Annotated in this window: 16 protein-coding genes and 1 pseudogene; 2 read left to right on the top strand and 15 right to left on the bottom strand. The window is 37.6% G+C overall.

The genetic code is table 11. The features are described 5' to 3' along the window. Positions 1-1,422, top strand: a complete 1,422-nt coding sequence (locus tag BW986_RS26490) for a M20 family metallopeptidase (protein WP_076372443.1) — start codon at positions 1-3, stop codon at positions 1,420-1,422. Between the two features lie 157 nt (positions 1,423-1,579). On the opposite strand, the gene BW986_RS26485 is transcribed toward BW986_RS26490, so the two are convergent. From BW986_RS26485 to BW986_RS26445, 8 genes are all read right to left on the bottom strand, one after another. Next, entirely contained in the window at positions 1,580-2,872 is a 1,293-nt protein-coding gene (locus tag BW986_RS26485; RefSeq protein WP_076372441.1) for a helix-turn-helix domain-containing protein, read from the bottom strand. A 351-nt stretch (positions 2,873-3,223) separates the two neighbouring features. Continuing rightward, complete coding sequence (locus BW986_RS26480) at positions 3,224-3,643, bottom strand: hypothetical protein (RefSeq protein ID WP_076372439.1); 420 nt, start codon at positions 3,641-3,643, stop codon at positions 3,224-3,226. A 581-nt stretch (positions 3,644-4,224) separates the two neighbouring features. After that, complete coding sequence (locus BW986_RS26475) at positions 4,225-4,758, bottom strand: DinB family protein (RefSeq protein ID WP_081395821.1); 534 nt, start codon at positions 4,756-4,758, stop codon at positions 4,225-4,227. A 749-nt stretch (positions 4,759-5,507) separates the two neighbouring features. Beyond that, a complete protein-coding gene (locus BW986_RS26470) occupies positions 5,508-6,839 on the bottom strand; it encodes a peptide MFS transporter (RefSeq protein WP_076372437.1) in 1,332 nt (443 codons plus the stop codon). Between the two features lie 326 nt (positions 6,840-7,165). Continuing rightward, positions 7,166-7,801 (bottom strand): response regulator, encoded by a 636-nt coding sequence (locus BW986_RS26465; RefSeq protein ID WP_076372435.1) that lies wholly within the window; start codon positions 7,799-7,801, stop codon positions 7,166-7,168. After that, the gene (locus tag BW986_RS26460; protein WP_081395820.1) at positions 7,798-9,138 is read right to left on the bottom strand and encodes a sensor histidine kinase; all 1,341 of its coding nucleotides are present in this window, start codon (positions 9,136-9,138) and stop codon (positions 7,798-7,800) included. Before BW986_RS26460 ends, BW986_RS26465 begins: the two co-directional genes overlap by 4 nt. A 2,184-nt stretch (positions 9,139-11,322) precedes the next feature. Beyond that, complete coding sequence (locus tag BW986_RS26450; RefSeq protein WP_076372431.1) at positions 11,323-12,042, bottom strand: SH3 domain-containing protein; 720 nt, start codon at positions 12,040-12,042, stop codon at positions 11,323-11,325. Positions 12,043-13,116: 1,074 nt separating this feature from the next. After that, positions 13,117-13,986, bottom strand: a complete 870-nt coding sequence (locus BW986_RS26445; protein ID WP_076372429.1) for a MurR/RpiR family transcriptional regulator — start codon at positions 13,984-13,986, stop codon at positions 13,117-13,119. 359 nt (positions 13,987-14,345) lie between these two features. On the opposite strand from BW986_RS26445, the pseudogene BW986_RS31385 reads away from it, so the two are divergent. Then, a pseudogene (locus tag BW986_RS31385) lies at positions 14,346-14,678 on the top strand (IS3 family transposase); the annotation flags it as partial. A gap of 52 nt (positions 14,679-14,730) precedes the next feature. Here the strand turns inward: BW986_RS31385 and BW986_RS26435 are convergent. From BW986_RS26435 to BW986_RS26400, 7 genes are all read right to left on the bottom strand, one after another. Next, positions 14,731-15,657, bottom strand: a complete 927-nt coding sequence (locus BW986_RS26435) for a DMT family transporter (RefSeq protein WP_076372425.1) — start codon at positions 15,655-15,657, stop codon at positions 14,731-14,733. Between the two features lie 405 nt (positions 15,658-16,062). Continuing rightward, complete coding sequence (locus BW986_RS26425) at positions 16,063-17,439, bottom strand: MFS transporter (protein WP_076372423.1); 1,377 nt, start codon at positions 17,437-17,439, stop codon at positions 16,063-16,065. Between the two features lie 433 nt (positions 17,440-17,872). Continuing rightward, entirely contained in the window at positions 17,873-19,264 is a 1,392-nt protein-coding gene (locus tag BW986_RS26420; protein ID WP_076372421.1) for a flavin monoamine oxidase family protein, read from the bottom strand. A gap of 35 nt (positions 19,265-19,299) precedes the next feature. After that, entirely contained in the window at positions 19,300-20,202 is a 903-nt protein-coding gene (gene dapA, locus BW986_RS26415; protein ID WP_076372419.1) for a 4-hydroxy-tetrahydrodipicolinate synthase, read from the bottom strand. A gap of 127 nt (positions 20,203-20,329) precedes the next feature. Beyond that, positions 20,330-21,823 carry an aldehyde dehydrogenase family protein gene (locus tag BW986_RS26410; protein WP_076372417.1) on the bottom strand — a complete coding sequence of 498 codons (1,494 nt, stop codon included), beginning with the start codon at positions 21,821-21,823 and terminating at the stop codon, positions 20,330-20,332. A gap of 511 nt (positions 21,824-22,334) precedes the next feature. Further along, positions 22,335-22,808, bottom strand: coding sequence for a DMT family transporter (locus tag BW986_RS26405; RefSeq protein ID WP_076372415.1), 474 nt, complete (start codon positions 22,806-22,808; stop codon positions 22,335-22,337). Between the two features lie 15 nt (positions 22,809-22,823). Continuing rightward, positions 22,824-23,252, bottom strand: a complete 429-nt coding sequence (locus BW986_RS26400) for a DMT family transporter (RefSeq protein WP_076372413.1) — start codon at positions 23,250-23,252, stop codon at positions 22,824-22,826. Between the last annotated feature and the right edge of the window lie 35 nt (positions 23,253-23,287).

The following is a 23,287-nucleotide window of genomic DNA, read 5'->3' as shown; positions in this document are numbered from 1 at the left end:
TTGGATTATCGCAATCGATTATCAGAAATAATAGAAGAAAAGCGTGAAAAACTTATTCAAGTGAGCGATAAAATTTGGAGCTATGCGGAAACAGGCTTCGAAGAGTTTAAATCAGCAGAATTGTTATGTCAAACGTTAGAAGAAGAAGGGTTTTCTGTTGAAAAAGGTGTGGGAAATATAGAAACCGCTTTCATCGGCAGTTTCGGAAGCGGCAAGCCAATTATAGGTTTCTTAGGGGAGTTTGATGCCCTTTCAGGGTTAAGTCAAGCTGGCGGCGTTGCACAATTCTCACCTGAAAAAATTGGCGGTAACGGACATGGCTGTGGTCATAACCTATTAGGAACAGGTGCACTTGCTTCAGCTTTAGCACTTCGATACTATATGGAAGAAAATAAAATTGAAGGTACAGTCCGTTATTACGGTTGCCCTGGAGAGGAAATTGGTGGCGGTAAGACTTTCATGGTAAGGGAAGGCTTGTTTGATGATGTAGACTTTGCATTATGTTGGCATCCTGGAACACGCAATAACGTTATGTCGATGGAATCCCTCGCATGTTACGAAGTATATTTCAAGTTTAAAGGGAAAAGTGCCCATGCAGCAGGCAGTCCTCATTTAGGCAGAAGTGCACTTGATGCTGTCGAACTCATGAACGTTGGCGTGAACTATTTACGTGAGCATATTATTCCTGAGGCAAGAGTACACTATGCTATTACGAATACAGGTGGTTTCTCACCAAATGTAGTCCAAGCAGATGCGGAAGTCTTATATTTCGTAAGAGCTCCTCGCGTCTCACAAACGGAAGAAGTCTACAAACGTGTTTTGGACATTGCCAAAGGTGCTGCTTTAATGACGGGAACAGCATTGGAAGTTGACTTTGCATCAGCTCTCTCTAACGTAATACCGAACACTACATTAGAAAAAATTATGTATGATAACTTCATTGCTTTAGGTGTGCCTAAACATGAGGAAGATGAACTGCAATTTGCAAGAACTATTCGTGAATCGCTTTCCGAGGCCGACAAACAGCTTGAAGTGCAAATGAACAAAGAATTAGCTGGGAAGGACTTATCGGACGTAATTGACCCATTTATACCTGCAAGTGGATCAATGACTGGATCTACAGATGTTGGGGATGTAAGCTGGGTCGTTCCAACAGTACAATGCATGACAGTATGCGAAGCACTAGGAACACCCTTCCATACATGGCAATTCGTTGCAACCGGAACAACTTCCATCGCTCATAAAGGAATGCTTCACGCTGGAAAAGTGATGGCCGCAACAGCAGTTGAAGTACTCTATCGCCCAGAGGTAATTGAAAAGGCAAAAGCAGAGTTAGTTGAGCTTCGTGACGGCGAAGAATACGTTTCACCATTACCAGCTGAAGTTAAAAAATATAAAGTACGTATTTTACAAAACACCTAATATAGGAAAATTGAGAGCACAAGTGTTGTGTGCTCTCTTTTGATTGATATAAACCCTCCACATGCAAAACTATCCTTGGTAAATAAAGATAAACTAAAGATTACCAGGTTTATCATTATCCCTTTTTTCAATCCGTTAACTGGCTTCTCTACTTCATTTAAAAATGTGAAATCTTATATATTTTTCGTGGTCTTCCTCGTGTATGCGGCTTCTCCTCGGCAACAACCTCTGCAAACCCTTTTTCCTCAAGTACTGTTAAAATTCTACGAGCACTTCTTGGGGAAATCTGCATATAGTTTGCAAGCTCATTTGCATTAAGTTCATCACTCGATAATTTCTTTAGAGAAGATTTCAATTTATTTAATGTTATAACACTAAGTGATGTTTGCTGACTTACCGATTCCAATTGTTCTGATGTATAGGAATAAGTAAGTTGCTCTGGTTTTCCTAACGGTCCTGCTATCTTTTTATCATCAAAACAAACCATCCATGTGCCTTTTCCGCATTCCTTAGCGTGTAATAAGGCATTTCCTGCATTAATTTCAGCATCATATACAGTCTGCCCTATACCTATTCCACAAGTAACTGCTTCTTTACTGGCCTGATCAAATTCATGGATATCTGGTACCCGGCTAAAATTCCCCGTAATATCCTGTAATAACCCTCTTGTGGTGAAAATAACATAACGTCCAAATCCTGAAGGTTTAACTGAACCATGTACTTTTTTTGTATATGATAGTAACTTTTCCATGTACTTAATCTCAATTCTAAAAATGTCATCAGTAGAAAATGTATCCTTTGTCAGCCCAACAAAAGAATCAATTTCAATTATTTGTACAGCAATCTGAGTAGCTCTAAAATGTAACATTTCATAAGTACGAAGTATATTAGTAAGCACTGCCTCAACGGCCATAGTTGATGGAAGGGTTCGATAAGCAGGAACACCGAGACGTAGAAGTTCATGATGTATAGGGTGGCCAGTGATGGCAGCTTCAGTTTTACCACTTTTCCAAAGTTCAAAATGATATTGCACTAAGCCTTCTAAAGAAATCATCTCCGATTCTACAAATCGCGGCTTAATTTTTATCCCTGCCTCCTGTAAGGCTTGTTCCCACATAGAGCCATCACATGAATCAAAACTGATCTTATCAACTTCAATTTTTTGTTCATATAACACTTGCAAGACAGTTTTGTACAGAGTAGAACCTGTATATGTAACGAAAAATACAGGAGCTTCAATTCCTTTCCACTCCTGCACAATTTTATAGGTGATTGGACCTGTACAAAGCCACATATCGACTTCTTCCAAAAGAGGAGGTACCTTTTCATTTAAGTCCTCTTCTGTTATACACTCAATGGGCGTACAAATGATTTCCGGATATTTATTTATAACGGACTGAATAATTTCAAAGGAGTCTGCTGCACCCAACAGTCCTAGACGAATTTTCAAGAATAACCCTCCTTTTTCATGTTAAATCATAAGTTACGACAGAAATTCAATTTCCACTCTATGTTCCGACTTAATTATATCAAAAGTATGTAACAGGAATATCTTTTTCAAAGTTAATCGGACATTCCCTATTATGGCCTACTGTTAACTCTCATGCTTTAAGATTTCTTACATCACATTTTCAGATAATAATATTGTTATCAATGAAGTGCTAATCTTTAAAGCCCCTATGAGCAAATGACAGATGACATCCCGTGCAGGAAAATTATAACAAATAAAGTTAATTAAGTTTCAAAATAAGTAAAAGAGTAACTACCACAGTCACTCTCTATCCCCAAGATTTAACCAATTTTAAGCTTCTGATTCATCTCCAACAGACTCTTCGCTAGTACCTGGCCTATTTTTTGCATCTTTTATTTTATTCTTTCCACCCTTTTTAGCAACCTGTCCAAATTGATTTGCGTTTTGACCATCTTTACCAGCAATCTGTCCGCCTTGACTTGCAAGCTCCCCATCTGCACCAGTGTAGCTCTGTGAGCCTTCTGATGCTTCTTGTTTTATCCCTGCATTGCTTCCTTCGTTTGCAAGATTATTAGTATTGTAAATATTGATATAAATTTTTAGCCCATCTTTATCATGCTTGAAGGAAATACATTCTTTTGAATCTTTATGATCATCGTTCTTTTTGTATTTATCTTTGTCCATCTTATCCTTCTTGTCCTTCTTGTCCTTCTTGTCCTTCTTATACTTATCATCTTTTTTACTGCCCAAGTGATTCATCCCCTCTCATCCATTATGTTATTATTTTATTTTTTTATATGTTGAGCGCTTGTGTGCTTGTCCATTTTTATTTTTAAAACATGTAATTCCCTCACCCCATTTGAATTATAAGTAACAAAAAAGGAGAATTGCTTTACCTCAAATCATTTTTTGTGAATTCGAATTGTTTCTATCCTCGCCCTTTTTCTTTACCGTTGTTTCTTTGTTTTTTATTGAACTATCCTGCCCCGAAAAAAGCTGCCTTAAAGACAGCTCCGATCCTAAGCTAAAGCACTCGTTAGTTCTATAAGGGGTAACGTCAGGAAAACGCGGATTTATAACGTTAAGGAAATTTCGATACTAAAAAGCCCAATTTCTCAGTATTAAAATTGAGAAATTGGGCTTTTTTCGTTACTCCATTAAAGGGATCTTTAACGGAACAATTCTATTCGTCATTCAACAGTTTCATAATCAACCTTCGTTGTAAACTGCTTATTGGTTTAACTTGAATGGCACCCTCTCAGCTCTTTAAACTCCCTCAACTGGGCTCTTGCTGATATTCCGGCGGTCAATAACTGCTTCAGCAATAAAGATTATTTACTTACTTTTAAAAGAAACTGATCGATACGTTCTTTTTGCCGTAAGTGGTGCCGGAAATGCATTTCGATTAGCTGAAAATATTCCTCTGCATTTATATATCCCATTCTCCGGTGCTGAACTTTCTGGCTGGCCGGAATGTCAGAGAGCTTTCTCTCTATCTCTTGCATTTTCTCAATGATTTGAAGCAGTCCTTCCTTTACTTCTTCTTTTCCTGTAGGATTCGGCGGTGTGAAATCCGGTGTATCCGGACCTTTTAACCTGTTTGGAGGAAACGTTCCCTCTTTGAAAATCGATTCGCCCATTTTTGTTTTTTTACCGCCATCGGAAGTAGTGCCATTAACACATTGCTTAATGGCTTTCAAATGAAGATGAAGGGTGCTCTTTATTAAATGATTGTACATTTGTCCTAATGACCATTCATCCTCAGAAGGCTTCCTTGTAAACTCATCTAGCGAATATTTACTTAACTCTTCAATATAGTATGTAGCCACCTGTTCGAATCGCTTCAATATCTCTTTTGTATCCAATAGATTTCCCTCTTTCTTTATAATTTCTTTCTCCTTAATGTTGAGTAGTACGTCCCCATGCTAAACTAAATAACATCTTCTGAATTAACTTCGACTCACTTACAAATAATCCCTTCTGTTTTATTCAAGAATATGGTCAATTGCTGAACAAAGGTCAAACAGCACTCTTCAACTTACCTGCCCCGTTAGTTCAATAAGCCGCCGCAGCATTGTTATTATTTATATGATAGTCCTTTTAATTTCAGACAAAATAAGAAGCATTCCACATTACAGCGAAATGCTCTATAACTTTAAATGATTCAAGCTCCCATACTATTTATCTTTTATGGGGATTCTAATAATAAACATACTTCCCTTACCTATTTCACTGGAAACTAGAATGAAATGATTTTTTTGGCAAAAAAAATAGAAGTCCTTAGCATCCATTTTACATACACACAATTATGTGCAGAGTGCTAATACCTTACAAAAGCTCTCTCTTCTATTGATCAAAAAGAAGCCTTTACTCCCGTTGAGCAAAGGCTTCTTTTTGATCAGTTTCTTCTATTATGTTTGATACTTACTATAGTCCGTATTATGTAAAATGATGTGCACTTGTTTTATTACTGTTTTATGGGTGTGAACAAATTGGATGGATTTCCTTCACCGAAGCCGACCAGTTTAGACCGATTCTTTTATTTTTTTCACTAAATAAAAAAGCTCGACCCAAAAGGCACATTATGCGCCTTTTGGGTCAGCTCCTATTCTCATTATTTCATCAGCTTTGCTACTGGCTTCGAAAGAAGCAATAATACAATACCTAAACCTATTGTTACAAAACCAATTACACTGAAGATTTCCAGATAACCTAAAGACTGCGTATATGCAGCCAATTGGCCAGCCACCATATTAGCCACCGCCGAACTTGCCAGCCATACTCCCATTAGAAGAGAGGCAAGCTTGATTGGAGCAATTTTACTTACCATTGATAAACCAACTGGCGAAATCATTAATTCGGCTAATGTATGAAGGAAATACGTTACAATCATGAACAGGATGTTTACTTTAAGCGCGGTATCATTTCCTGTATACATAACTGCAGGAAGCAATACTAAGAAACCTAAACCAACTGTGACTAAACCAAGAGCCATCTTCGTTGGAGTTTTTAAGTCACCGCGTTTTGAGCTGCCAAGCTTGTACCATAAAGCAGACATAATTGGCGCTAAAATCACGATGAATAATGGGTTCAATGATTGGAACCAGGCAGTTGGAACCTCAAAACCAAATACATTCCGATCAATTTGGTCATTAGCATACAATGTCAATGAACTTCCTGCCTGCTCGAAAGCGGCCCAGAACGCAATAACGAATACTGCCAAAATCACGATAGCCGCTGTACGTTTTTGTTCTCTTTTCGTTAACGGTGCAGCTGATTTTTGACCAGCTGTAACTTCCGGTTTACCAGTAGGTTCTTTACCGATATCACCTAAATAGCGATTGCCTAATAAGTTGAAAACCAACTGCCCTACAATCATACCAAGTGCTGCTGTCAAGAACCCATATTTATAGCTCATAAGTCCAACTACCAATGGTGCGAAGAAAGCCCCAACGTTAATACCCATATAGAAGATGGTGAAAGCTCCATCACGACGCGGATCGTTGTCTTCATAAAGATCACCAACAATTGTCGAGATGTTTGGCTTGAAGAAACCATTGCCGATAATCAATAAACCCAGACCAATGTATAGCGCTGTCAAACTCTGACTCGCGAATAGCGAAAAGTTACCAAGCGCCATTAAAATGCCGCCAATCGTGATCGCCAATCTTCTGCCTATGAAACGGTCAGTTAAGTATCCGCCAATCATTGGCGTAATATAAACGGCACCAGTAAAGAATCCGTATATGCCCATAGCCGTAGATTTGTCGACTCCAAGCCCTCCGTTTACAACAGTTGCTGTTAAGTAAAGAACAAGAATTGCTCTCATTCCGTAATAACTGAAGCGCTCCCATGCCTCAGTCGCAAACAGCATATACAGTCCAGCGGGATGCTTTTTCCTGGACTCGTTTGGCTGCTGAACATCATTTTTTAAAATTGCTTGCATAATAAAGTCCCCCTAAATATGGTTAAATATCAAACCATCCAACTCATCATCAGTAAGCGTTTACATTTTTAATCTTGTCTCTGGTGCAAAAAGAATCAGATGGCAAACTTCTATAATGTGAAATGAATAATTCTTATTGCTTAAATAATGACGTTCAATGAAATCATGTGAATTTTCTAGAATCTTTAGTGTTGTAAAATAATTTTATATTATCAGAAAATATAAAAATACAGAAAAAAAAGAAAAAAAGTCTGCTGCATTAGCGATCTGCGTAGCAACGGATAAGCCCATTATAATAAAAAACTGCCTTGTATTAAGGCAGTTTTTTATTCAACAATCCATTGATATAAATTTTTCGGTCTTCCTATTTTTTGATAACTCACAATAATTTCTACTTTTCCTTCATCAAGTAAATGCATAATATAGCGATAGACGGTCGGATAAGCCAAACCAACTTCTTTAGAAATTGTATCAACAGAAAAAGGTTCACGATTAGAATGTAAAAAATCACTAACGTGACAAAGTGTTCTTTTACTGATTCCCTTTGTTACAAATACATCATTTTCTTCACTGGGTTTTTGCTGCGTAGCTGATTGAGTTAATTTTGCAAGGCGTGCATGCAGTTGAATTCTTGAAATCAGATCAGGCGCTTTTACAGGCTTTAATGCAAAATCTGTTGCGCCTGCTTCAAGAAAGCGATCAGCGATTTCCTGTCGTTCATCGACGGTTAATACAAGAATCGGAACATCAGTATTAAGGTTACGAAGCCCAACCACTGTTTTTATTCCGTCCATTTCCGGCATATGATAATCAACTAAAACAACATCCGCTCCTTTTTCTGCAAACACAATTAATCCTTCTTTTCCATTGTTAGCCGTATCTACATTCCAGCCGGCAAATTCACAAATTTCACTTAGCATATATTGAATTGATGCGTCATCATCAATGACTAAAATGTTCATCTTGACACACTCCTCTCAGCTAGTTTTATCCAAATTATTGTCCCGTGTCCAAGCTTGCTGTCAATTTCCAATGATGCACCATGTCCTTTAGCAACTTGTTGTACGAAAGCTAACCCCATCCCTGGATGCGATTTTGTACTAAACCCAGCTTTCCATATTTTCTCCTGCTCTTTAGGTGTAATCCCTTTCCCATTATCTGATACGCCCAGCCAAAGTTCATTTTCATAGTTTTTTATCTTAAGCAAAATCTTTCCATCTTCCATTCCGTTCACTGCATCGTAAGCATTGTCAATTAAATTCACTAATGCCCTTGTCATTCGGATTTTATTAATTAAAATTTTAATTTCAGGATCTGTTTGAAAGTCTACTTTCAAATTAAGGTTTGTCCCGCTCAGTCTGCTTGCTTTCACGTATTCAACTAAATCTTTTATACGGCACCAATGTTTTTTATCATCATATAAAATCTCGGAAATCATGTCGCTGACGGAATGAATCGATGATGAAATCTTTTGACAATATTCTTTAATTTTAGAATCGTCCACTTTCAAACTAATTAAAGAATTAAGCCCTTCAATTGCTGTGAGAGGTGTCTTTAAATCGTGGACCAGATATAGTGCTTCCCGTCCTGATCTAGACTGCATTGCTTCTAATTGCGCATAATGAAGCTCTTGTTTTATCCTCCACTTTTGTTCAGCTAATGAAAAATACACAGCTAAAATAACAGCATTTATAACAAAAATTAAACACAAAGTTAAACTGTACAATGTTAAAGATTGCTCAAATCCAATTTGAACTGCTATATCTTTTATTTCCTTTGAAAGCGACCCTTGGCCAAATCCATATTGGGATAAAGAAGGAATCTCATTCAGCCATTCAATCCCGAAGATTAATTGAGAACAAATAATCGTTTTAATAATTGGCTTTAGCCTATCCTTTTCAAAGGCTTGCAATAATAAGATTGCTAACAACAATAACAACGCATATGCGCTAAAAGAGTATGTTAAAGAATAATAAGCATTTATCACGATATAGTCGAGAGGAATCACAATAAGAGGAATGATGATCTTTAACCATGGACGGTTTAAACGATCACCGATTTCGTCTCCCAACAGCAGTGCACCAATATAATGAAACAAAGCTAAAACTGTATTTAAAGACACTAACAAAAAAACGGCAAGCATTAACTTATTTCCTGTTTCTTCATCTTCTCTTAATGAAATAAGCAAATCAGTAAGGCCAATTTCGTCAGGACCCAGCCACGATAATAAGAATACTCCGAATAACATTACTCCAATTTTCATCCATATTGTCCAAGACTTCAAAAGATTAGCTATCATAATCATTTCACCTTTAATAGATTATTTGCTTATAGAATAGAATGATAACCATTCTTTCATTTCGTATTATTTAAATGTATGTATCCCCTTCCATTATCCCATTATACGCAATTCAACGTAATTATGAAAATTACAAAAAAATGGGTTATGGTGTAAAAATTGAACGAGGCTTACCCATATCTCAAACAACCATTTTGCGTTACGTCCATCAATATTGTTCCTGAGATGAATAAGAGAGTCCGTTCTATGCTTGGATTAAAAACATTTCGAACAGCCCAACAGATCATCTATGGAGTGGAGATGATCTGTTTGGGCTGAAAATGACAAACTTCATCAAGGCGTGAAGTCTGTCCAAAGAGAGATTGAATTCATAGATGAAAAGGATATCGATGGCTCTTTTTTAAACAAGTAATCAGTGAAAAACCATTTTTTCCCATTTTCACAGCCGTTATCCCTCAGTTTTAATAAAGTAACAGCTCATTTGGTCATGACTTTCACCAATGTATTAACTTCATTAATATTAAACTCTTCGTTATGCTCGATAAAGAAGCTCTCTTTGGCAACTTGTATATAAGTTAAAAAAGCGTCATCATAATTACTGCATAGAATATCAATTTCATCCAATAAGTGTGCCTGGCTAAGAATTTTGTCATTTTACTTTTTCTTATGTTTTACTACATCTTTTAGAAGATTCTAACTTTGTCGATATCTACTCAGAATTTGTAGATATTTCTCGGGAAATTGTTGAAATTTGAAAATAGTGATTCTGAATAGTTGGAACAAAAGAATTTACACTTTTGATAAGATTGCCTTAGATTTCGTAATGGGTTTTTTGTTGTTCATTTTTAAGCTATGACATATTGTTTATCAGTGAGATGTTCATTTCACGCGTAGCTGCGAGTTCATTGGTTTAAAAATTAAGCTCTCTTTTAATTAAATGCGAACATGGGTTTAAATTTCATATGTATTGGGTATCGCTATCTCTGTTTCATTGAATCCATCTAATCCTTCTTTTTCTTTATATAAGTGTCTCTTGCTTTATCGTTTAGGGGGGGTGTCCGTATCGCGTAACGCTTTAAGCGTTTCGATATCGGATTGAACGAAGGGGAGTTATTTTCCATATTTTAACAATAATTATCCATTTCGCTCTAAGTATTAAACTTACTTTCGAACATTGATTTTGCATCTCCACTTCTTTGCCACTTCCTTAGAAGAGGATGCTCATTCATTCGGAGTATATCTTGTCGCATATCGGACCTCCATTTCTATTAAAGATAAAGATTCTGTGGATTTATTTTCATGTTATATCGCCCAGCGATACGCAACACATAAAAGAACCGATAAGCCCCTTTCTTGAGGAACACTATTAGGGACATGGATCTTGCTGGAGCTTCGAAACCGTTGTTTTAAGCTGAGAAATATCCTTTGTCTGTGGACGTTCATTTCAAGCGTAGCTGGAGTTCATTGGTTAAAACAATTAAAATCTCTTTTATTTGCTTGAAATTATGGGTTAAATTGTCATATATATCGAGTATCGCTATCTCTGTTTTATTTATTCATCTAATCTATCTTTTTGGAGATACACACGGTCTTTAGCTGTATCCTCTAGGAACTTGTCCGTATCGCGTAACGCAATGTGCGATTCGATGTCAGATTGAATAAAGATAGGCAACCGCCATCTTAAAAACTCATATCCGTTTCGTTCTAAGTTTTGACCATACTTTTGAACGTGGGTTTTGCATCCCCACTTCCTTAGAAAAGAATACTCGTTCATTCGGATGTATATCCTGTTTGTATATCGAACGCCGCTTTTCTATTAAACCTAAAGGTTTCGAATTTATTTGCAAGTTATATCGCCCAGCGATACACCCCTGTCTGGAGCAACTATAGTAAGGATGACTCTTGTTTTAGATGCATATCGCTTAAACAAATCTCCAATGAATTTCAATTGAGCCTTCGTTTGCCTTTGGTAGAACGTCCGATACATTGTATCGCCGAGCTCTTACAGGTGCCAAATCCTGTAAAGTTTGAATACTTCTTCTTAATTCTGTTTTTAAGCTACGCGAATCGTATATGACACTATGAATTTTTTTAAGTTTTGAGGATTCGCATCTCAATGTTTTTATCCATCAAATGTTTCTTCATCAAATCAATACACAGCTAGGCAAAAACTTAACAGTCACCCTATTTTTTGAATATGGAGAAAAGCCCCCGCCATTTTTCGGAACGTTTTTGTATAGTCACTTCTAAACGTTTATTAAATTCATTTTGTGAATTCCATTCTTTTTTCTGTTCGTCCCGCATATTTTGTATTTCTTTTTGTAAGAGTTCACTTTTTTGTTTTTCTTGTTCCAGCAATGTTTCGTAATGGGTATTTTGTTGTTCAGTTAATTGGTCAGTTAATTGGTCAATTTTAGCATTAGTTCTTTGCGCTGAATTTCCAATACTAGAACTTATAACATGGTGATCCTGCTGGAGCCGGGAAACCTTTGTTTTAAGCTCTGACATATCGTTTGTCAGTTGGACATTCATTTCACGTGTGGCTGCGAGTTCATTGACTAAAAACATTAGGGCCTCGTTTAATTGATTGGGGTCGTGGGGTAAATTTTCATATGTATCGGGTATCGCTATCTGTGTTTCATTGGATGCTTCTAATCTTTCTTTTTGTTGAGATACAAGGTCTTTAGCTGTATCGTCTAGGGGCTTGTCCGTATCGCGTAGCGCTACAAGCGCTACGATGTCAGATTGAACAAAGATACGTCGATCTCCATCTTTCAAAAACTCATATCCATTCCGCTCTAAGATTTGACCATACTTTCGAACAGTGGGAGTTGCAATCCCCACTTCTTCTGCCACTTCCTTGGATGAGAAAGCTCGTTCATTCAGTTGTATATCACGTCGCATATCGGACCTCTTTTCTTTAACTAGTTGTATCTGTAGTCTACCTGACCTTAAATTTTCTGTCTAGATAAGTATAGCCTATCAAGAAGAGTTGTTAGGGATACCGATAAGATTTCCTTTTCCTTTCTTCTGTTTCCATCTAGGATTAGATCATCTATTCGCTTCCCTCCTTCTCTTGCATAGCCTCTATCTATCCTTATCCATTGTGGGTGTTACATCTGGTTGGGCCTGACGCCTGATCCCGTAGTGAAATGTTTTTTCGGGCAAAAAAAATAGAAGTCCTTAGCATCCATTTTAAATACACACATTTATGTGCAGAGAGCTAATACTTTATAAAGCTCTCTCTTTTATTGATGTTTATTTCCGAATCACAATTTAGCCTTTGATCCTGTTGAGCAAAGGCTTCTTTTCGATCAGTTTCTTCTATTATTTTCGATACTTACTATAGTCCGTATTATATAAGATTTAGCCCCTCAATTGCTGTGAGAGGGGTTTTTAAATCAAGGACCAGATATAGCGCTTCCCGTCCTGACCTTGACTGCATTGCTTCTAATTGCGCATAATGATGCTCTTGTTTTATCCTCCACTTTTGTTCAGCTAATGAAAAATACACAGCTAAAATAACAGCATTAATAATAAAAATTAAACACAAAGGTAAACTGTACAATGTTAAAGATTGCTCAAATCCAATTTGAACTGCTATATCTTTTATTTCCTTTGAAAGCGATCCTTGGCCAAATCCATAATAACAACGCATATGCGCTAAATGAGTATGTTAAAGAATAAAAAGCATTTATCACGATATAGTAGAGGAATAACAATAAGTGGATTGGCCTGACTGATTTGCTTATTTCATTAAGAGAAGATGAGGAATCGGGAAATAAGTTAATGCTTGCCGTTTTTTTGTTTGTCCAAGACTTCATAAGACTAGCTATCATAATCATTTAACCTTAAATATTTAATTGTTTATAGAATGGAATGACATTCAAATAGCCGCCAATTGGTGTTGATGAGCTGCCAGTTTAAATTTAGCTTGTACCCCATATTACATTGGATAAAATAATTGTTTTTCTAGTTTTAATAAGTAAACGTTATATTCTTTTCTATAAGTGTTTTTTCAAGTCTTTTCAACTTTTTAATCGATTCTTCTGATGACCTTTTACCAATTTCAATTACCAATGCATCTATCAATGCAATAATAGGTATTACTGAAAATTGTTCTTCACTAACCTCTACTTTCAACGTAACAGACGCATATGAAATAATTGGACAGGAGATATGATCTGTTATCAATATAATTTTATTGCCTAGTTCATAGGTCAGCTTAACTGCTTCGATAACTCGATTAGTGTAGGGTTCGAATGCAAAAACCACTAAAGTTTCATCCTTTTCAAATTGCAAGATCCTATCATAAATCACTTCCGTATCATGTCCTAGTTGCCTTATCTTAGGATAGAATTCCCCAAGCAACAGTTCGAAATATAATGCAGTTGCTTTATACGGTCGAGTACCCAAAACATTGATATAACTTGATTTTTCAATGCAATCAACTGCATTTTCGAAATTTTCCATTAAAGTTGAATCCAATGATTTGTCTAATAAATTGACTGATTCTTTCCAAACTTGCACTAAAGTTGGAACCTTCCCTCCCTCTTTTTTTATTTCTGTAAAAGACTTCTTCAATGTCCATTTTGAGACGGAAGGCACCGATTCATCATAAATATCTTTTCGTAAATCATTAAAATGTTCATATCCTAAGGCTTCTATCGTACGCACTACAGTTGAAATTCCAACATTGGCATTATTGGCAAGCTCTTTAATTGTTATCAATCCTATTGACTGATAATTTTTCAGAATATAATCGCATAACTGTCTTTGTTTTTTTGGTAAAGAATCTTTAATATCAACAATTTTATTAATTGTTGCTGTTTGATTATATAAGCTCATTTAAATCCCCTTTCACATTCGATTTGCAGATTTTCCGTCAAAATTGATCAACCTTGGGTCCATTATATCTTATATTCAAGAAAATGGCCGGATTCAAAAAGGACACTTCTGGATGGCGCCGCTTCGTATTATAAGGTTAATCAGTTCTCCTGATCAGCCTACTTTTTATAGGATAAGGCAGTCGGGGGAATGGATATGCATATGGGAAAATTAAAGTGGTTCTTACGGGAGTTTGGGGAGGAGGCATTTGGTTATTAGATTAGTATAATAACCAAATTTGTTTGCTTTTTATGCATTCTCATCTTGGTTTTCTCCTATCCTGATTTGGATGCCTACATATCTTATCACCCTGCGATCTATCCCTTAACTCCAAGATGCTTGACCAAGCCACTAGCGACCCGTGTCGAAAGATTCCCCCATTCTTCATTCGGATCAAGGCTGGCTCACCAAATGAAATCTTACATGTTCTTACTCAAAATGCGTCCCGAAAAGGAAATTGTTTAGACACCATGGAAAACTTCTTTGGCTTACTAAATCTGCATTACTTTTATATACAGAAGTTCGACAGCATGGAGCATTTCAAACAAGAAGTAGAAGTTCATATTCATTACTGCAATCACAGACGAATCAAAGAGAAATTAAAAGGCATGAGCCCGGTGGATTACCGGGTTCATGCCTTCGAGGCTGCCTAATTAAATAATGTGTAAGAAATGGAGGGTTTAGATACGCTTTATGTATAAAGAATCATCGTTCCAGTCCATCATTGTAATCAAAAGCTTTCTTAACCTTAGACCGTCCCCCTGCGACAAGGATTGCTGAATACAAAACCAATGCGATCCCTAACACCTGCCATCCCCGCAGATGTTCCCCAAGAAAAAGTACTCCAGTTACTACTGCGACGATGGGTTCTATCGTCGCTAAAATGGAAGCCTTGCTGGCTTCTAAATACTTTAGTCCTGAAGTGTACAAAACAAAAGCTGCAACCGTTGATACTAACGCTAACAACACCGCTGACATCCAAACATCTGCATATTGAAATTGATCAGTCTTTCTTATTATGTCACTTGTCAAAAACATGAAAATGCTCGTATAAAAAAATGTGTACGTGGTAATTGTCAAAGCAGAATACCGTTTCGTTACAGGTTTACTGAAAATACTGTACAACGCATAACAAAATCCAGATAAAATCCCCATTAACAAGGTATTCATAGGTATACTTTCTTGGCCAAATGGCACTAGACCTACGACAAATGCGCAACCTGTAATAGCAAGAGCAAGTGCCCAGCCTTTACGAATCGTCAAGGGCTCTTTAAAAAAGAGCCGAGAAAGGATGGTTACAAACAAGGGACCTGTATATAAAAGTGTTACTGCAAGGGATAAACTCGATTGGGAAAAAACTTCAAAGTAAAAAAAGTTAAATAAGGCGATACTAAAGATTCCCGCACCAGCGAAAAAAATATGATCTTTTAATCTGGTACGTAACTGATCACGATAAAAAACTGCCATAAGTAGAATTAAGATAACAAAGGTAAAGATACCCCGAATGGCAACCACGTCCCAAGCCGTGAAGCCGCGAGCATACAATGGAGCAATAAATAAACCAATAAGTCCCCAACATACCGCACCAGCAATTGTAATGAAGTAAATTCTCAGGCCCGACAATTTTTTCATATCATTCACCTCCTATTCAGTTGTACGCTAATTTAAGTCATCAAAATAATGATCTCCCATTTAGTGTAATCCATCCGCTTGAAGCAAGACAACATTTCAATCTTCTGGAGTTCCGCCCCATAAATAGAACTTCAAATTTAAAGCCACCTATCCGTCTAGGCGGAAGATGACTAGTGGTTTCAATAAGGCATGGCTAAAATTCCAGATGTAAATCTTTCACCATACAGGGAATGAGGCCGGCCAGTCACTTTGCCACCAGCCGGGTCAAACCCTCTCCAGAAACTCAACATCTCATTGGTTTTTGCCATTTCCCCCCTTCGGTTTCACCCCCTGTCAGCACTTTTCCTGCCAGACAATAATTTTAATTAACTCGTGTTTTTGCTGTTCTAAAAAGTTCTCCCTTTTCTAATTAATGTATTTTTTCGATGCGAAGCTGTCTTGTCCTTTGTTTCCGGATTTGTTGATGGAGCTGGTTTGCGTTAGACTCATATTCTTTGTTTCCGGAGCCATGAAGAGAGAAACTAAAAATCCAATGAAAAACAAAGCCCCACAAATATACAACGTAGCTGCCAACCCATAATTCTCCAAAATGAACGGGAAGAAAAACGTACCAATGGCAGAGGCGATACGGGTTACTCCTGTGATAAAGCCCATTGCCGTACCCCGGATATGGGTTGGGAAAAGCTCGTTCGGATAGATCCAATCATGAGCTCCCATCGCAGTATTGAACGTTCCATATATTATGAAGAGAACCAGGATAAAAACAAACGATGTATTCAATCCAGAGGTTGCTCCCAGTACGAATAAAGTGATGGCAGATACTAAAAACGGAACAATAAGTGTAGGTCTTCTTCCGAATTTTTCGATTAAATAAAGGGCAGGAAGCAAGCCGACAAGATAGACGATATTAATGACTGCCGATCCCAGATATTCCCTCGTTCCATTAGCAAAACCAAATTGTGCAAGGATCTCAGGGATATAGGTTCCTATTCCAAAGGTTGGAATGACTTGAAGCGACCAGAAAGCAGACACGAAAAATATCCATTTTCCATAACCATTTCGAAACATTTCGAGAAAGGTGGTTTTCTCCTTGGTCTCTGGTTCATTTGACATGATGACATGATCCCCGAATATTTTCCGAACAATAGCGTTTGCTTCTTTTTGTCTTCCTTTGCTAGCCAGCCAAAGAGGGGATTCTGGCATATTTAAACGTGCGATAAGCATGAGGATTACTGGAACAGCACTGCTTAAAAGCATCCATCTCCAGCTCGTGTCACCTACGGACAGCAATAAGAAACCGACCAAATAGGAAATGGCGTAACCGACATACCAGAGTCCATTAAGCCCTCCAAGCAAGGAACCACGACTTTTTTTCGGAGAAAATTCCGCCATCAAGGCTCCTGCAATTGGGTAATCTGCCCCGATTGCAACACCTAAAATAAATCGTAAAATGACTAACTGAATGGGATCGTTGATAAAAAACTGAAGGATTGACACAATAGCCATGATAAGCATATCGATGAGAAACATCTTCTTCCGGCCAATAAGGTCTGTTAGATAGCCCCCTATTACTCCGCCAGCAAACATACCCGCAAGAGTTGCCATCCCAATCAACCCCATCATGGTTAAAGACATATCGAATTGGGACTGCATGGCAGAAAGTGCTACCGCAATAATTCCGATAATATACCCATCGATGAATGTACTCCCACTGGCGTAGGCAAACATTTTAAAATGGAATCTACTTAAAGGAAGCTCTTCCATTGTCCGGACTTTATTCATAAATTCCCTCCCAATTATTAAAGATATTTTTATTTCGATTCATCTGTTCCTAATAGCGAAATATTACCTTTGTCAAAAAGATAACGCTTCCATTTTGCGCATCAATTTCGACATATTGTAAGACTGGATTTAATATGAGTCACGCAGGATTTAACAACGACCTTTTTCTGTCCACACTGCTCCTAAAAGAATGGATAAAGATGTGGATGCATTTAAAATGGTTAAATATTTATAATACCTTCACTTGACAATTTCCGAGTATGCCAAGAAATGCAACCATAACGGGGCTTCACCGGGAATGCGCACCAGGAAAGACTCCTTTTCTGTCTCAAGAGCAAGAAAAGGAACTCCGGCGAATGAACGAATGCAGCACCTGCTGGACTGACGAAGATTTAAATGAGTTTAACTGATTCTCTCAACAAAACCATGGTAATTAATTAGAAACTACAGTCTTGAATTTCTGCTCTTTTTGGGATGCAGGAAGCTCGAAATCCAGGAAGCTATTAATACTCTGGGCTGCAGTGAATCCTGTTTGAATAGCTGTTTCAGTATAATAGGAGCCTAAATAATCACCTGCTAAGAACAATCGGCCCGCAGATTTTGTTAAAACTGGTTGTATTTCTGCACGACCTGGGAAAATATAAGCTGATCCGAATGGAAATTTTTCTACGTGAGCCTCCACTACATGATCACTAAAACCAGGAAATATTTCATTTAAATCCTTCAAATATATTTGAATGATTTCCTCATTAGATTTATCAATTAGCCGCCGCCCGCTTTCCCCCGGTGAAAATGTCATAAGACTACTACCTGGCTGTCTCTCAGTTTCTATTGAACGGACTAGATTAGATTGATGAAGAATAATGTCAAATGACCTTTTAGGCGTAGCAAAAGAATATACATTATCCCAAACTTGAGGTCCTGTTTCATTTGTTAAAAATGCTGCACTAACATGTGGACCATATTTAACCTGACCAAGAGCGTCTGCGATTTCCGGGTCAATGTTTTTCGCTATTTTTTTTGTAATTGTGGCAGGAGTCGCGAGGACTGCATAACGTGCTTCCACCACATGCTTCACGCCATTTTGAGTATAGTGTACGACAACAGAGTCTTCTTTCTGAAGAACCTCTGAAACTTTTGCATTTAGTTGAGCCCGTTCACCTAATGTTGTTGCAATCGTGTTCGTAAGCGTTGATGCTCCCCCAACAATATTTCTCCCTAACCCATCATCTTTGTTCCATACAGTGTGGAAATATCCTACACCTGATCCTGCAGTCATTGTCTCAGGACTGCCGGTCGAACGGCTAACTGTAGGTCTAAAAATTGCATCTGCATCCGGTGGTAATTTACCAGTAAATTCGGCAAAGGTTTGATCACCCATAAATTCTAAAATTCGTTGTTGTCGAACTCTATAGTCCTCTCCCGGACGTTTTTTTGCTACTTTGCCATACTTGATAACAGCTGCACGCACTTTAGCACCTGCACGTATCATAGCAAATCTAGCTTTCCATGCCATAGGGGCCCTAAATGGATACAGTTCAACTGGACCATCTAAAAGCAACTTCCCATTCAAAGACATTGCAGTTAAAATTCCTGGTACAGGTAATGCAGTTATTCCTACAGATTGAAATAATTCATCTGTAGCTGAACCAGCTCCAGCATATAGATGTCCGCCCCAATTTAACCAATAATCTCCTCGGCGTTCAGATCGTACACGCCCACCAATACGATCATCGGATTCCAAAAGTAAAATATCATGGTGTTGTAGGCGCCAGGCAGCAGACAAACCAGCAAGTCCGCCGCCTATTATAATTACATCTTTCATTGGATTTCCTCCCATCTTGTGTATTTATCATTCAATTAATGCTGTTTCACTCCTAGTTCCCCTAATTCATTTAATACTGTTTCAATTTTTGACTTGAACTTTTCGGAAGCAGGCACTAACGGTAATCTACTTGATCCTCCTGATAATCCTAGTGCTTCCAAGCCTGCCTTTACTGTTCCTGGAATCGTTTCTTCTTCAATAGCATTATATAAAACTAGCAATTCCTGATTTAATTTAGTCGCTTCTTTTAAGTTGTTTTCATTTACGATCAAATCATATAGTTTTGCTATTTTTTTCGGAGCCAAGTTGTGGACTACTCCAATAGCACCATGTCCCCCTAATGCCAATGTAGGTAAGATTAAATGCTCAAATCCAGTTAGGACCGCAAAGTTCGGATTGTCTTTAGTCAATGCAATAAGCTTAGAGGTATGCTGTCCATCGGCAGTATTTTTAATACCGACAATTCCATCTATTTGACTTATTTCATTAATTAATTCTGGATCAAGTTCAACGCCTGTAGCATCCGGATAATGATAGATTACAATTCCAATGCTAGAGTTTTCCGCTACTGCCTTGTAATGATCAATGATTCCTTGTCTGCTAGTTGTCATATAATAAGGATTAATGACCAAGGCACAATCTGCACCAACTTCGGCTGCGTATTTAGTAAGTTCAATTGTATCTTCTGTTCGATGGCATCCTGTCCCCGCCATGACAGGTAATCTGCCGTTTGATGTTTCACACACAAATTTAATTACTTCTTTTCGTTCTTCCATGCTCATTAGTGAGTATTCTCCAGTACTTCCTCCCACTAAAAGACAGTTCATTCCTCCATCTATCAAATGTCCTATTAGCTGTTCAAGCCCCTTAAAATCAATACTTTTATCCTCATTCATAGGTGTTGGCAAAGCTGGAATCATTCCAAAAGGTTTATACATAATTATCCTCCTCATAAATGTTAATTAAACAAAATTTCTACCAATTGATTTCTTTATTGGAAAAGCTACATCTATCTATATAGGTGTGTAGCTATAACGGATTTACATGATTTTAAAATTCCCATGTCTACTTTTGTTTAATATTCACATATACACTTTTCACTTCCGTGTAGTTCTCTAAGCCATACTCTCCGCCCATTTCGCGTCCAATGCCAGATTGTTTGTAACCGCCGAACGGCATTGACTCCCACTCAAGACCAACATCATTAATCCAAACTGTACCGGCTTGTAGTTTACGGGAAATATAGTGACCGGTTTTGATATTTTCTGTCCAAATACTAGCTGCTAAACCATAATCACTATCATTTGTCCTTTTAATAACTTCTTCAACAGTATCAAAAACCAAAACCGACATTACTGGACCAAAGATTTCTTCACGCGCTATGGCCATGTCATCTTCTACATCAGCAAAGATCGCTGGTTGAACAAAATAACCTTTATTAAATGCTTTTTCGTCTCCCGTAACAAGACGTGCGCCTTCCCTTTTTCCTTGCTCGATGTAGCCAAGAACAGTTTGTTGCTGTTTTGCTGAGACAAGGGGACCCATATCTGTTTCCGGATCCATTCCCGGGCCCAGTTTCAACATGTTCACACGTTCTGCCAATGCCTGCACTACCTGTTCGTAATGTTTACGATGAACATAGATACGTGTACAAGCACTACAGTTTTGACCATGGTTGTACATCGTACCATTGAATGCCCCTTCAATTGCCTCTTCTAGGTTGGCGTCCTCCAGGATGATTGCCGGTGATTTACCACCAAGTTCGAGCGTGACTCCTTTGATTTGATCTGCCGCTTTCTTCATGACTTCTTTTCCGACAGCTGTTGATCCAGTGAACGACAATTTGTCCACCATTTTATGAGTGATAATTGCTTCTCCAGCAACTCTACCGGAGCCAGGAGTGATGTTAACAACGCCGTCTGGAAAACCAGCTTCTTTGAACAGCTTTGCTATATAGAGCAGAGAAAGTGGTGTTTCACTTGCTGGTTTAATAACCACTGTACAACCAACAGCCAGAGCTGATCCCAGCTTCCAAGCAGCCATTAAAAGAGGAAAGTTCCAAGGAATAATCTGGCCTACAACCCCAACAGGTTCATGCACAGTGTAATTCACATATTCCGGCGATACTTGTGTCGTTTTTCCTTGGATTTTCGTTGCGAAACCAGAGTAATACCTGAAGTGTTGGATTGATCCATCAACATCATCTGTTAGTGCGACTTTATATGGCTTACCGTTATCAAGGGACTCAAGTTGCGCAAGCTCTTCACGGTTTTCCTCCAAAAGATCTGCGAACTTATAAAGAAGATGCGAACGTGTAGCCGCTTTCATTTCTGACCATTCACCTTCATCGAATGCTTTTCTTGCAGCTCTTACTGCAATATCGATATCTTCAGTTTGTGCTTCGCTAACTTGTGCAATCACTTCTTCATTAGCAGGGTTAATGACATCGAATGTTTCTCCATTAACCGCTGGTACGTATTCTCCATTAATATAAAGACCGATAAATCCTTCCAAGAATTTTTTTACTTTCGGCTTTAAATTGTAATCAATTGCCTCCATTTTATTTACCTCTCCTTTTAGTTTTAAAATTTTCTGTTTTAAAACGATAAATAACTGAATTTTTCAAATTATTTATTAAAACAAATCTTACCAACAAAACGAATGATTGTAAATCATTTTTTTTAAAAAGGGAATATATTTATTCATTTTTTATATTCGCAACATCTTACATTCGGGTATAGGAGAACCGAGGTGAGCGTGGAAAGGGAGTTCAGCATATGAAAAAATAGTTTGCATTAATAGAAAAATACCTGGTCCTCTTTGTTTTATATAGCCATTTAAAGTCCTTATTGCACTAAACTGCATCGATAGTTGCATAAAGAAAGAGCTGCCTTAAAGACAGCTCTGATTTCCAACTAATGCAGTTCAATAACAATTGAAGTAATCTAAAAGTCCCATATATTCCATCCTGATACTCATCAGGGCTTCCCCATATGTTAGAATTATAATGTGTAAAGCCTTTCTTTCATTTCTCCTCATTCACTTTTTAGTTCTTTTATGTCTCGAATCATTATGCCGCTTTTTGTTCTTGAGCCCGTTGCGTTTTAGGTTCAGTTTTCAGAGTAAAATAAAGTGCTATAAACATTAGTACTAAACCTGCTAAACGTTTCATATCAAATTGAATGACCGCATTTCCAAACCATCCAAAGTTATCAACTACCATGCCAGTTACTAATTGACCAATAATAACCGAAATAACGACAGCACCTACTCCAATTTTTGGAACAGTAATAATCGATAGTAATACGTATACTAATCCAAAAAAAGCACATAAAAGCTGCCAAGTAGGTGCTTCAGAAATAGCAATCATATCTACCTTTCCAAAAAGAACCACTACAATCACCATTATTACAGTTCCAAAGAAGTAGTTAACCAATGTACTTTCAAACGATCCTGCTTTTGCTGCAAAAGCTGCATTAATTGGGGCCTGTGTTGCTAAAACTGCTCCGGATATAAGCGTAAGAATAACAATAAGAATACTCATAAGATACCTCTCCTTTTAATTTACAAGATAGAGCGATACAGCTATTAATACAATCGCAATACCTTTATTTTTATTGAATTTAATTTTGGAGGATCTGAGCCACCCATGATGTTCTATCATTGTACTCATAACGATCTGCCCAGCAAGAGCAGCAATAACTGAAATTCCTACTCCAATGATTGGCACACTAATGACAAGCATCAGATTATAGAAACTTCCTAAACTACCACCAAGCAATTTCCACTTTGGTACTTTGAAAACCTGACTTAAATCACCTTTACCAAAGAACAACGTAATTAATAATATAGTCATAAACCCTATAGTAAACATAAATAAGGTGGTTTCTATCGCACCTATATTTCGTCCTAATGTTCCCCCTATTGCCCCTTCAATACTTAATGAAGCACCTGCTACAAGGGCTAAAAAATAAAATAGTACCTTCATGAATATTCTCCAATCTAATCGCATGTATGCACATG

The organism is Peribacillus simplex, from assembly GCF_900156045.1.
GTDB lineage: Bacteria > Bacillota > Bacilli > Bacillales > DSM-1321 > Peribacillus > Peribacillus simplex_D.
This window is presented reverse-complemented; position numbering and strand designations above follow the sequence as displayed.